This is a genomic window from Nonomuraea sp. NPDC050478 (assembly GCF_044458265.1).
In the GTDB taxonomy this organism is placed as follows: Bacteria; Actinomycetota; Actinomycetes; order Streptosporangiales; family Streptosporangiaceae; genus Nonomuraea; species Nonomuraea ferruginea.
In genome coordinates this window covers 307,623-320,335 of sequence record NZ_JBITHT010000009.1, presented here as the reverse complement: position 1 = coordinate 320,335, position 12,713 = coordinate 307,623, and the positions used below count along the sequence as shown (strand labels likewise).

General features: G+C 71.4%; 11 protein-coding genes. 10 read left to right on the top strand and 1 reads right to left on the bottom strand.

What is annotated here, in order from left to right; genetic code table 11:
- Positions 1-227 precede the first annotated feature (227 nt).
- The 8 genes from ACIBF7_RS38940 to ACIBF7_RS38905 all read left to right on the top strand — a co-directional run bounded on the left by ACIBF7_RS38940 (position 228) and on the right by ACIBF7_RS38905 (position 9,287).
- Positions 228-1,499, top strand: a complete 1,272-nt coding sequence (locus ACIBF7_RS38940; protein WP_397199352.1) for a HEAT repeat domain-containing protein — start codon at positions 228-230, stop codon at positions 1,497-1,499.
- 43 nt (positions 1,500-1,542) lie between these two features.
- Complete coding sequence (locus tag ACIBF7_RS38935) at positions 1,543-2,187, top strand: DUF6073 family protein (protein ID WP_148031002.1); 645 nt, start codon at positions 1,543-1,545, stop codon at positions 2,185-2,187.
- 37 nt (positions 2,188-2,224) lie between these two features.
- Positions 2,225-3,241, top strand: a complete 1,017-nt coding sequence (locus tag ACIBF7_RS38930; RefSeq protein WP_219548081.1) for an SRPBCC domain-containing protein — start codon at positions 2,225-2,227, stop codon at positions 3,239-3,241.
- Positions 3,242-3,292: 51 nt separating this feature from the next.
- Entirely contained in the window at positions 3,293-4,552 is a 1,260-nt protein-coding gene (locus tag ACIBF7_RS38925; protein WP_271277981.1) for a cytochrome P450, read from the top strand.
- Positions 4,553-4,726: 174 nt separating this feature from the next.
- Positions 4,727-5,818, top strand: a complete 1,092-nt coding sequence (locus tag ACIBF7_RS38920; protein WP_397199351.1) for a class I SAM-dependent methyltransferase — start codon at positions 4,727-4,729, stop codon at positions 5,816-5,818.
- Entirely contained in the window at positions 5,815-7,239 is a 1,425-nt protein-coding gene (locus ACIBF7_RS38915) for an alpha/beta fold hydrolase (RefSeq protein ID WP_397199350.1), read from the top strand. Before ACIBF7_RS38920 ends, ACIBF7_RS38915 begins: the two co-directional genes overlap by 4 nt.
- Complete coding sequence (locus ACIBF7_RS38910; protein WP_271277985.1) at positions 7,236-8,675, top strand: alpha/beta fold hydrolase; 1,440 nt, start codon at positions 7,236-7,238, stop codon at positions 8,673-8,675. The genes ACIBF7_RS38915 and ACIBF7_RS38910 overlap by 4 nt, the downstream gene beginning before the upstream one ends.
- Before the next feature lie 27 nt (positions 8,676-8,702).
- Positions 8,703-9,287, top strand: coding sequence for a hypothetical protein (locus ACIBF7_RS38905; RefSeq protein ID WP_271277986.1), 585 nt, complete (start codon positions 8,703-8,705; stop codon positions 9,285-9,287).
- Between the two features lies 1 nt (position 9,288).
- Here ACIBF7_RS38905 and ACIBF7_RS38900 read toward each other — a convergent pair whose 3' ends face one another.
- On the bottom strand, positions 9,289-10,497 hold the full coding sequence (locus ACIBF7_RS38900; RefSeq protein WP_397199349.1) for an FAD-dependent monooxygenase: 1,209 nt from the start codon (positions 10,495-10,497) through the stop codon (positions 9,289-9,291).
- Positions 10,498-10,630: 133 nt separating this feature from the next.
- Between ACIBF7_RS38900 and ACIBF7_RS38895 the strand changes: the two genes are divergently transcribed.
- Entirely contained in the window at positions 10,631-11,002 is a 372-nt protein-coding gene (locus tag ACIBF7_RS38895; RefSeq protein WP_187281106.1) for a VOC family protein, read from the top strand.
- Between the two features lie 103 nt (positions 11,003-11,105).
- Positions 11,106-12,698, top strand: coding sequence for an MFS transporter (locus ACIBF7_RS38890; RefSeq protein WP_345482673.1), 1,593 nt, complete (start codon positions 11,106-11,108; stop codon positions 12,696-12,698).
- Positions 12,699-12,713: the final 15 nt, after the last annotated feature.

The window sequence follows — 12,713 nt, the reverse complement described above, 5'->3', positions numbered from 1 at the left end:
GACCCTTCCATGGATCACCTCGACCGGCTGATCGGCTTTCTGAGGTCACGCCGACAGTATCCGATCACTTTTTCTCCTGCCAGGCGCGAACACCGTGCCCGGCCTCGGTAGGCAACGTGGGAGAAGTTTTGTCATCCGGTCCCTCCTAGCGTGACTGCTGTAGCCACAACTTCGCCCTTCGGAGGCAACAGATGGCAATCGATCTATGCAATAAGTCCCCGGAATCAGTGGGTAACCCCGGTCCTGAGTCATCGCTTCCGGTCGAGGCTCCGCCGCTCGAGTCGCTCCGCGACGAGCAGCGGGACGCGCTCAACTTCGCCTACCGCACCACGCTCAGCATGGACCCGCGCTTCGTGGCCGGCGACCCGGCCGCCTGGTGCAGCGATTTCGGCTACGCCCTGAACAGGGCCGCCGTCCGGGTCGACAACCGGACCGACGAGGAGCTCCAGCACGACGCGCTGCACCACCCCGACCCGGTCATGCGCGAGCAGGCCGTCTTCGAGTACGCCGACCGGGACCTGCCCGACGCGTTCGAGCTGCTCGCCGAGGTCATCCGGCACGACAAGAACCGCGAGGTCCGCTGGGACACCCTCTGGGCCATGGAGAAGCTCGGCGGCCCGCACGCCATCGCCGCGCTGCGCCGCTTCGCGAAGGACTCCGACCCGGAGATCGCCGAGTGGTCGAAGCTGTTCGCCAGCGAGCTCACCACCGGCGACCCCGCGTTCGACGGCCGCGGCGGCGTCTTCACCGAGGGCAGGACCTTCGACGAGACGATCTACCTGCTCATCCACTGCGACCTCTACGTCCGCCTCGACGGCACCAACCAGCACTGGGGCAAGGTCTCGCTGGGCCCGCTCGGCCTGGCGCGCGTCTACGGCCAGGCGCACGCGTGCCCGAACGTCGCGACCCGCGAGAAGCAGCTGCTGATGGCCAAGACGATCAGCGGCCTGCACGTCGACGACTCGCCGCACATGGACAACTACCTGTTCCGCGGCTTCACCGAGCGCAGCAGGCGCGACCGCGGCAACTTCTTCTTCGAGTCGCAGGTCCCGCGGACGTTCTTCAAGTCCGGCCGCGCGGACGACCCCTCGCAGGGCACCCACGACACCCGCATCGGCTTCGCCCGTTACGGCACCTGGCACCTCGACCCCACGCTGAAGGTCCGCGGCGAGGACGCCATCAGGTACGTCCGCGGCCGGTTCCAGGGCTGGGGCTACACGAACGTCGAGAGCGTCGCCGGCAAGTCACTCGAGGAGATCCTGCAGCCGGGCAACGGCATCCTGTCGACCATGCACGACCCCGAGGTCAGGGACCTGACCAACGTGTTCATCCTCGGCACCTTCAAGGGGAAGCTGAACGACTGGGACGGCGACGGCCGCATCGACCTCAACTCCAGGGACGTCTACAGCACCGTCGACGGCGAGATCGACAGCAACCAGGACGGCATCGCCGACGAGCCCGGGCGCACCTGCTGCGACTACCGCGCCGTGGGCCTCTGATCCCGGCCACAGGCCGATCACACACCCCCTGAAAGGAAGAGCCATGATCACCAATCCCGAGAAGACCACCGTCTACGGCCGGCCGGTCCAGACGGACGGCGTGCCCAACCTGTACGAGGGCACGCAGGTCGTCCGCTGGGCCACCCCCGAGGCCGGCATCGACAACCTCGGCATCCACTCCTGGGACACCTTCGCCATCCCCGGAGTCGGCGAGTTCGACGTCGAGTTCGACGGTTACGTACGGGTGGTCCGGTCCGAGCCCACGGAGAACGAGTGGGCCGACGCCGAGGTGTACACCAACCTCATCGAGATGAAGATGACCGGCACGTCGGAGGAACTGGGGACCATCACCGTCACCCTCAACCCGACCTGCCTGTCCGCCGGCCAGATCCGCAACCCCTTCGACCCCTACGCGGGAGAGGGCCCTTCGGCCAAGGCGTGCCGGATGGCCGTCGGATGCCTGTTCGACATCCCCAAGCTGGGCAAGACGCTGTTCAACAAGGAACCCGTCATCCTGACGATCGACGACGTCCGCTCGATCCCGCCGGCGGGCGCCCCGGGCAAGGGCCAGATCTACCGGATGCTGCCGCTGCACGACCTCAAGAACCCCGACGCCGAGCCGGTCGGCTACCTGACCAGCCTGCGCTTCAACATGGGCGGCTACCTGGCCCCGGAGAAGATCGCCTGACCGGTTTCCCAGCACCTCTGAACGAGCCGAGGACGCCATGACCACTGTCTCACCACTGCCCGACGAGCTCACCGTCCCGCTGACCGAGCCGTCACCCTTCCCTCCCTTCCGCGCGACGGCCCAGCCGGTCGCCCACGACCGGTGGGAAAGGCTGATCACGACGGTGACCGTACCGGCAGATCTGGACGCGGTGTGGACGGCGCTGGCCGATCCCGGGCGGATCGGGCTCTGGCTGGCGCGCACGGGTGAGTCCTGGGCGCGCGAGGGCGAGCGGAGCATGCTCGACTTCCGCGACGGTGAGTTCTTCTGGTGCCACACCGACGAGGTGCGGCCGCCCGGCCCGGACGGTCACACGGCCACGCTGAGCTATCGCTGGCGCTGGGTCGGCGTGGGCCCGGCCACCCGCGTGACGTGGCAGCTCACCGCCATGGGCGCGGCCACCACCGTGACCGTCACGGAGATCAGCTCGAACGGGCCGTCGGACTGGCGGAGCTGGAACGGCACCGGCTGGCCGGGCATCCTCGACCAGCTCTCCGACCACGTGCAGACCGGACGGGACGTGCGCTGGACCTGGCGGCGCATGGGGCCGTACGTCCAGACCGAGCTGCCCCTGCCGGCCTACGAGGCGTGGGCGGCGCTCACCGCCGTCCCCGCGCTGCAGTACTGGACGGGACGCACCTCCGGCTCGCTGAACGTCGACGACCCGATGGCGTTCGTGATCGGCGACGCCAGCGGAAGCTGCGTGCTGACGGTCACCGAGCACCTGGAGGCCGGGCAGCGGTTCCCGTCCTACCTGCCGAGCCTGAACTTCAGGCTCGACCGCGGCGGATGGCCGGATCACCTCTCCGGCCATCTGTGGATCGAGCCGGCGCACCTGGGCGGCAGCCTGCTGCAGGTCTTCCACTACGGCTGGGAGATGTTCGGCTCGACGGAGACCGCCCCGCACGACCGCACCCTGCTCACGCGGTTCTGGGCTTCGGCCTTCGACCGTCTCGGCACTCTCATCCGGCGCGCGTCCGCGCCACCGGACATGCCGGACGGCATCCCCGGATGACGTGAGCCCGCGCAAGTCATCGCACGAACACCCAACGGAAGGACCGGCGACATGGGACACGCCGAGGACGAGGTTCACCCGCTGTACCAGCCGCATCTTCGCAACAACCCCTTCCCGATCTACGCGAGCATGCGGGAGGAGGGACCCGTCCAGCTCGTCAAGGAGCCGCGCGGCATCGAGCACTGGGTGATCACCCGGTACGAGGAGGCGCGGGCCGCGCTCGCGGACCGGCGGCTCTCCCGCGATCCCCGGAACATGTGGGAGGTCATGCGGCAGACGGAACTCTACGACGAGGGCGAAGAGGACTCCGAGCCGCACATGCTCAACGCCGACCCGCCCGAGCACACCCGGCTCCGCCAGCTGGCCAACAAGGCGTTCACCGCCGAGCGGGTGGAGCGGCTCCGCCCGGGCATTCAGCAGATCACCGATGAGCTGCTCGCCGGGATCGACACCTCCAAGCAGGTCGACTTCATGCGCGAGTTCGCGGCGCCGATGCCGATCAAGGTCATCTGCACGCTGCTGGGCGTGCCGTACCAGGACGCCGTGAGCTTCACCAACTGGGTGCTCGCGGCCCTCACCCCCACCTACGTCACGGGCGAGCGGATCCGCCCGTACGAGGCCAACCGGCTGCTGCGCGACTACTTCGTCGACCTCGTCGCCCGCAAGCGCGCCGAGCTCAAGCCCGGCTCGGGGCGCGAGGAGGAGCAGCCCGACCTGCTCAGCGCGCTGGTCGTGGCGTCGGACTCGGGCAACACGTTCAGCGAGAAGGAGGTCGTGTCCACGGCGGGCCTGCTCCTGATCGCGGGCTACAAGACCACCGTGAACCTGATCGGCAACGGCATGCTGGCGTTGCTGCAGCACCCGGGCGAGATCGAGCGACTGCGCCGGGACCCGTCCCTGATGACGTCGGCGGTCGAGGAGCTGGCCCGTTACGACGGCCCCGTGGAGCGCGCGATGCTGCGCGTGGCCACCGAGCCCGTCACGATCGGCGACGTCACGATCCCGGCCGGCGGGCTGGTGACGATCGCCAACGCCGCGGCCAACCGCGACGAGAGCAGGTTCGAGGACGGCGAGCGGCTCGACGTGAGCCGCGGCGACCGCAACCACCTGGGGTTCGGCTACGGCATCCACTACTGCATCGGGGCGCCGCTGTCCCGGCTGGAGACCGAGATCGCGTTCACGTCGTTGCTGAACGAGTTCTCCGACATCACCCTCGCCTGCCCGGTCGAGAAGCTGGAGTACCGCGAGACCGGTGTGCTCCGCGGCCTCGCCGAGCTGCCGGTCTGGTTCACCCGGCGCGAGACCGCCTAGTCGCCTCGACGACCCGGCCAGACACCCGGCACGCCGATCCCGCGCACCGACGCGGACCGGCGTGCCGGTTTCTTTCATCGCCTCGGCCCGCGGCCGCAATCTGGAAGAAGCCGCCCGGCTGAGCCGATGCCTACGCTGACGGAACTGGACAGGAAACGACGACAGGTGGCGCACATGGGCGATCCCGGCGTTTTCGACCGTACATCCGACATCGAAGAGGCCATGGCGGCCGGCGCGCGGTTCATGACGGATCTGAGCCGCGCCATGGTGGTGCTGTCGTGCGCCGTCGGGGACCAGCTCGGCCTGTTCGCGGGGCTGGCCGACGGCGAAGGCCACAGCGCGGACGACATCGCGAAGCAGGCCGGCGCCGACGCCCGTTACGTGCGCGAATGGGCGCGTACGCTGGCCGCGGCCGGCTATCTGGAGCTGGACCGCTCCGGCGAGGAGTTCCGCCTCCCGCCCGCGTACACGGCGCTCCTGGCCGACCCCGGCTCTCCCTTCTACGTCGGCGGGATCGCCCGCCTGGTCCCTCCTCTGGCCGCGATGGTCGAGCGGGTGGCGGGCTGCTTCCGCAGCGGCGAGGGACTGACGCCGGGCGACTATCCGCCGGCGATGTACCAGGCCACCTGGCGGATGAGCGCCAAGTGGCTCGAAGCGATGTTGCTCGACCAGTGGCTGCCGCTCGTCCCCGGCCTGGAGGAGAAGCTGACGGCCGGCGCCGAGGTCGCCCACCTGGCCTGCGGGTCGGGCACCGCGCTCGCCCTGCTCGCCCGGCGCTTCCCGGCCTCGCGCTGCACGGGGGTCGACCGGCACGAACTCAACGTCGAGCGGGCCCGCGGCGAGATCGCCGAGTACGGCGTCGCGGACCGGGTGACGCTCACCCGGGTGACGGGGTTCGCGGACGGCCTGTCCGGACCGTACGAGCTGGTCATGGCCTTCGACTCGCTGCACCTCGCGGCCGACCCCGGCGACGTCCTGCGCGACGTGGCCCGCGCGCTGACGGAGACCGGCGTCTTCCTGCTGCTGGAGACGGACTGCTCGACCGACCCGCACGAGAACGTGGGAGACGTCGCCGCCTTCCTCTACGGCACCAGCACCCTGTACTCGGTGCCGCTCTCCCGTACGGGGCCGGTGGTGGCGGGCATGCTGGGGCTCCCGCAGCCGGTGCTCACCCGCCTGTGCGCCGACGCCGGCCTGACGGCTCCCCGGCGGATCGCCGCCCCCACCCCCTTCAACGTCCTCTACGAGATCAGGAAGGCGTCATGAGCGGAGCCCGTACGGCCGGCGACGTCCCCGCACCGCCCGCGCCGATCCGCTGGTCCGAGGCGGGCGACGGCTCACAGCGGGCCCGCGTGCCCGTACCCGTCGACCACCGCGACCCGGATGGGCCGGCGATCGACCTGGCCCTGGTCCGCTACCCCGCCGCCGGGCCCGGAGCCCGGCGGGGCGTCCTGGTCGTCACCCCCGACGACCCGGGCAGCTCCGGCATCGCGATGGCCACGCAGGTGAGGGCGGCGCTGGCGCCGTCCGTCGCCGCCGTCTTCGACGTGATCGGGTTCGACCACCGCTTCAGCGGCGAGAGCGCGCCGCTGCGGTGGGGGCTGGACCAGCGCGAGATCTTCTGGGTGTTCCACGAGTCGGAGTCGTTCGCCGAAGAGGTCCGGTTCCAGGCCGAGCTCGCCGCCAAGGCCGCCGGCCACTCCGTCGACGTGCTGCCGCACATCACCACCCGCGCCATCGCCCGGGATATCGACGCCGTCCGGCGTGCCCTCGGCGAGGAGCGCGTCTGCCTGCTCGGGCACAACTACGGCTCCTACGTCGCCGCCGTCTACTGCGAGCTGTTCGGCGACCGCGCCGACCGGGTGATCCTCGACAGCGTCCTCAGCCCCGACTGGGTGTGGCAGGGCCTGTTCACGAACTTCGCGCGCAACTGCGAGGCCACGCTGCGGCACTGGTGCGCGGCGACCGCGCGCCCGCAGGGTCCCCTCGGTGACACCCCCCAGCAGGTGCGCGACGCCTTCGACGAGGTCCTCCGCAAGGCGGGGGCGGCGGGGGTCACGCTGCCGGGGGTGCCGGTGCCGCTGGACGAGCAGTTCCTGCGGGTGCTGACCATGATGCTGCTCAGCTCGCGGCGCTCACATCCGGCCCTGGAGGACGTCATCCGGTCGGCGAGGTCCGGCGCGCCACTCCAGCCGGGCACCCAGCAGCTCATCGGCTCGATGTTCGCGGTGCCCCGCGACGCGAGCACCGCCGCCGCGCAACTGGCGATCCTGTGCGGGGACGCGGCCTGGCCGCGGGCGCTGGAGGAGTACGAGGCGGCCGTTCAGGACGCGTCCGGGTTCATGGACCGGGCGCTGCTCGGCGTCAAGGCCGGCGCCTTCTGGCCGGTCCAGCCGCTGGAGCCGCCGACCGTGTTCGGCCCCCGCGAGACGGGCGGCGTGCTCCTGATCCAGGCGGAGCGTGACATGTTCACCTCCGACGCCGGGGCGAGACGGCTGCGCGGCCTGCTGGGTGACCGGTCCCGGCTGGTCATGCTGCGGGACGTGATCGAACACCGGATCTTCCCCTTCGCCGGCGACCCCCGGGTGGACGCGGTGGCGCAGGAGTTCCTGATGACCGGGCGGCTGCCGGAGGCCGACGTCGTCGTGGGCGACGACTCCTACGAGGATGGGGAGGCCCGTCGATGAACCAGCCGGCGTCCTATTACCGGCAGCAGGTCGCATGGGGCGAGCCGGACCCCGCGCTGGGCGGCGCCCGCCGGGCGGTGCTGCGGGTGCCCCTCGACTACCGGCGGCCGGGGGAACGCGACATCGAGATCGGCATCGCCAGGCACAGTGCGACGGGCCGCCGCCAGGGGGTGCTTCTCGTCGGCCCGGGCGACGACCTGGGCAACAGCGGCCTGGCTCTCCTGGCGGCGCTGCTCGGCAGCCTCCCCGAACGGCTGACCGAGGCGTTCGACATCGTGGGGTTCGACCACCGGTTCATGGGCGCCAGCACCCCCGTCTTCTGCGACCTCGAACCCGAGGAACGCTTCTGGGTCTTCCACCAGCCCGAGTCCTTCGACGCCGAGATGCGCTACCAGGCCACGGTGGCCGCCAAGTGCTCGGCCGGGACGCTCGACCTGCTCGCCCACGCCAACTCCCGCAACATCTGCCGCGACATGGACGTCATCCGCGGCGTGCTGGGCGCGGACCGGATCGACTACCTGGGGTACTCGTACGGGACCTATCTCGGCGCCGTCTACGGCGAGATGTTCGGCGCGCACCTGAACCGCGCGGTGCTGGACGCGATCTGCAGCCCCGACTGGGTGTGGCGCGGGCTGTTCACCGACTTCCCGGCGAACGGCGAACGGGCGCTGAACCGGTGGTGCAGGTGGGCCGCCACCCAGCACGCCACCTACCGGCTCGGCACCGCCGGCCCCGAGGTCCGGGCCGCCTACGACTCCGTCCTCGCCGCGGTGGACCGGGGGGAGCCCGTCACGCTGATGGGGTTCCCCCTCGACCGCACCCTGGCCAGGCTGATCCCCGTCGGGATACTCAACAGCGAGAAGGCCTATCCCGTCCTCGCCGACATCCTCCGCCACCTGCTCACCCAGGCGGACCTGGACGCGAGCAGCATGGAGTTCCTCGCCCGGATGTTCGGCGAGCCGAAGGAGGAGAGCGGCACGGTCGCCCAGCTGGCGATCCTGGCCGGCGACGCGCTCTGGCCCCGCAGCCCGGCGCTCTACGAGCAGGACATGCTGAAGGCGGCCGGGGAGTTCCCCTGGACCGGCGCGGCGCTCAACGGGATCAAGGCGCCGGCGTTCTGGCCCGTCCCGCCGGCGGAGCCCGCCACCCGGCTCGGCACGGAGTCCGGCGGCGGCAGCTACCTGCTGGTGGCGGCCGACGAGGACATGTCCACTCCCTGGGCGGCCGCCCGGCGGATGCACGAGGTGCTGGGGGAGCGCTCGACTTTCGTGACCGTGGCGGACACGGCGCACCACCGGGTCTTCCCGTTCTACGGCAACACCGGACTGAACGAGCTGGTCTGCGACTTCCTGCTGACGGGGAGCACGCCGGGCCCCGACCACGTCTGCCCCAACCCGGACCGGCTCCTGGAACCGGCTGCGTCCGGCCGGGGCTGACCGGCGCCGGGAAGTAGCCTTCCTCTCATGCTGATCGAGAAGGAACGGCACGACGGCATCCGGCGCGGCGCCATCACCGTCCTGTTCCGCCGCTGGCGGCAGCGGCAGGCGACCGCGGGCAACGTGTACCGCACCGCGCTGGGACAGGTGGCGGTCGACGCGGTCGACGTCGTGACCCCCGAGCAGATCACGGACGCCGACGCGGCGGCGGCCGGTTACCCGTCCGCCGCCGCCGTGGTCGGCGACCTTCGCGGGCGCACCGGCGACCCCGTGTACCGGCTCCGCATCCGGTTCGTCGACGAGCCGGATCCCCGTGACGAGCTCGCCGCCTCCGGCGAGCTCACCGCGGCGGACCTGGAGGACGTCGAGGCCAGGCTGGCCCGGCTGGACCGGGCGAGCAAGACCGGGCCGTGGACGGCGGCGACCCTGGAGATCATCAGCCGCCGGCCCGCCGAACGGGCCGCCGACCTGGCCGAAGAGCTGGGCCGCGATGCCGCCCAGTTCAAGCTGGACGTGCGGAAACTCAAGAATCTCGGCCTCACCGTCAGCCTGGGCACCGGCTACCGGATCTCTCCGCGCGGCGCGGCCTACCTGGCGGACCGGCGGCGATAGGTCACGGGGGCGCCCACCCGAACAGGTCGGAGCTCTGCCCGCCGGTATCGCCTCCCCGGGTTATCGCCCTCAGCATCGCGTCGCGGATGACGGCCAGCAGCGGCGAGCGCACGTGCGCGACGCGGCCCAGCATCCGCGACTGGCGCACGACCTTGCGCACCCGCGGCCCTCGTTCCGCCGCGTAGCGACGCAGCGCCGCCTCGACCGCCGCGGTCGTCGAGACGCCGCCGGCCAGCACGCCGGCCAGCACGACGGCGTCCTCCAGGGCCATCCCGGCACCCTGACCGAGGGTGTAGACCATGGGATGCGCGGCGTCACCGGCGAGCACGACGCGGCCCCGGGCCCACGTGCGCGGTGGCGGGCGGTCGAAGACGTCGTGCGCCACACACCCGGCCGGGTCCGCCGAGGTCGTCACCTTCCGCAGGTCCGGGTGCCAGCCGCCGACGCGCTCGTGCACCCGGGACAGGGCCTCGGCGACCGGCAGGGACGGCATGACGCCGCGCGGGGCGGTCATGGACGCGACCCAGTAGAGTTCGCCGCCGCCGATGGCCGCGGTGAACAGGACCAGGCCCCGCCCGTAGGCGATGAAGCCGTCCGGGTACGCGGCGGGCGCCGGCCCGATGCCTCTCACCGCGGTGAACCCCCGGTAGCGCGGTGGGCCGTCGCCCAGCAACTGGGCGCGGACGGCCGAGTGGATGCCGTCCGCGCCGACGAGGACGTCCCCGCTCAGGACCTCCTCGGTGCCGGTGACCAGTCCGACGCCCGAGTCACCGTGGAGGTAACGGGTGGCGGCGCGGCCCTCGATGAGTTCCGCCCCGGCCGCCTGAGCCTCGTCGCGGAGCAGCCGGTGCAGGTCGGCGCGCAGGACGGTGACCGAGGGCATGCCCCAGCGGTCCTCGTACCCGTCGAACGACACCCACCCGAGCACCCGCCCGCGATGGTCGAGGAACGCGCTGCGGTGCGGGGCCGAACCGCGGGCGCCCGCGGGGTGGCCCGCCTCCCGGACGCGACGGGCGAGATCGGGCGCGATCGCGGCCAGCGCCTTGACGGCGTTGGGGGCCAGCACCAGCCCGCCGCCGGCCCGCTCGGGTTCGGCCGAACGCTCCAGGACGACCGCGTCCAGCCCGCGGTGGCGCAGCGCGATGCCCAGGGCCAGCCCGGCGATGCCGCCGCCCGCCACGAGGATCCGGCCTCGTCTCGTCGCGTCCATCCTCCGAGCATGCCCGACAGGAGGGCGCGACTTTTCTCCCACATTGCGGCCCCTCGTACCGGGCGCGCGACGCCGACGCGTAGGAAGCAGCCGACCCTTGACGGGTAGGATCTTCCCTACCTACGATTGCCGCATGGAAATCACGCATCTTCAGAAACTCACCGTTCCCGTCACCGACCAGGACGCCGCCAAGGCCTTCTACGTCGACAAACTCGGCTTCGAGGTCCGCACCGAGCAGCCCATGCCGATGGGCGACAACCTGCGCTGGATCGAGGTGGCGCCCAAGGGCGGGCAGACCACGCTGGTGCTGTGCAACTGGATCCCGAACACGCCGCAGGTCCAGAACGCCATGCTCGAGACCAAGAACACCGACGAGGCCGTGGCCGCCCTCCGCGGGGCCGGTCTCTCCATCGACGACCCCACCCCGACGCCCTGGGGCAAGCAGGCGACGATCACCGACCCTGACGGCAACACGTTCATCATCACCGACGGCGGCGGCGCCTGACCCGACCGTCACCACCGCGCGGCCCGGCCCGCGTGGTGGCCCGCCCATCGTCTAGCGCCCGGTACGCGCCTCGCCCGAAGGGCGTACTGAGGTGGGAGAAACCATGACGCAACCACCCCGCGACGAAACGTGGTCACCATCCGATGCGGACGACCACGCGCCCGCAGGCACCGTCTCGACCCGGATGTGGATCACCCTGGTGCTGGTCTCTCTCGGAGCCATGATGGAGGCGCTGGACTCCACCGTGATGGCGATCGGGAACCCGATGATCGCCGTCGAACTCGGCACCCGGCTCACCCAGCTCCAATGGGTCAGCAACGGCTACATGTTCGCGGTGGTCGTCTTCCTGATCACGGCCGGGAAGATCGGTGACCGGTTCGGCCACCGCAACACCTTCCTCGTCGGCATGGTCGGCTTCGCCGCCAGCTCCGTCGCGGCCGGACTCGCCGGCTCCGTGGAAGTGCTCATCGCCGCCCGCGTCGCGCAGGGCCTGTTCGGCGCGGTGCTCGCGCCCAACTCCCTGGCGATCATCCGGAACCTGTTCCCGTACGATCGCATGAAGACCGCCATCGGGATCTGGGCCGGGTTCGGCGCGCTGGCCATGGCGGCGGGCCCCTTCGTCGGGGGCCTGGTGGTCGGTCAGTTCGGCTGGCGGGGGATCTTCTTCCTCAATGTGCCGATCTGCGTGGTCGTGGTGATCGCCGGCCTGCTGCTGATCGACAAGGGGCGCGAGCGGCGGCTCGTCGCACCGATCGACATCCCGGGCGTGATCCTGCTGTCGGGTGCGCTGCTGGCGCTGGTGTGGGGGATCGTCCGCATCCCCGTGGACGGCCTCGACCTGTTCACCGGGCTGCTCTTCGTGGCCTTCGCGCTGTTCGGCGGGCTGTTCCTGTGGCGGCAGCAGACCTCGGCGAACGCGGTGCTGCCGTTGCGCCTGTTCCACTCCACGTCGCTCTCGGCCGCCGTCGTGGTCATCGCGATGGCCGCCTTCGTCGCCTTCGGCAGCTACTTCTACTTCGGCCTCTACCTCGAACAGGTGCAGGGCCACGCGCCGTTGACCGCCGGATTGCTGCTGCTTCCGCAGACGGTCCTGTTCGGCGTCGGCGCCGCGGTCGGCGGCAAGCTGAGCAGCGACCGGGGCCCGCGCGTGCCGATGATGCTCGGCGCCGTCCTGGTCGCCCTCGGCTCGGTGGGGATCGCGCTGCTGCAGGCCGATTCCTCGTACGCGCTGCTCGGCCCGTCGCTGGGGCTGATGGGCGTCGGGATCGGCGCGATCGTGCCGGTGGCCGTCGGGGTGATCCTCGGCCACAGCCCCGCCAACCTTGCGGGGACGGCGTCGGGCATGCAGCAGACCGCCCTCATGCTGGGCGCGGTTCTCGGCACGGCCATCATCGGCACCGTCATCAGCCTGCGCGTCGCCGCCGACCTTCCCGGGCGCCTCACGGCGGCCGGGGTCCCGCAGGATGCCGCAGGCAAGGCGGTGGAGCAGACCTCGGTGGCGGCCCAGGGCGTTCTGCCGCAGGTCGGCGGGGTGACACCCGAGGTCGGCGCCCGGATCGAGATGGCGGTGGGGCAGAGCTTCACCAGCGGCCTGAACACCGCGCTGATCGTGGGCGCCGTCCTGATGGTGGTGGCCGCCGTGGTCGCGAGCCGCGTGCGGGCGCCCGAGCAGGACCCGGGCGGAGCCTGGGGCTGACTTCCGCAATCCAGT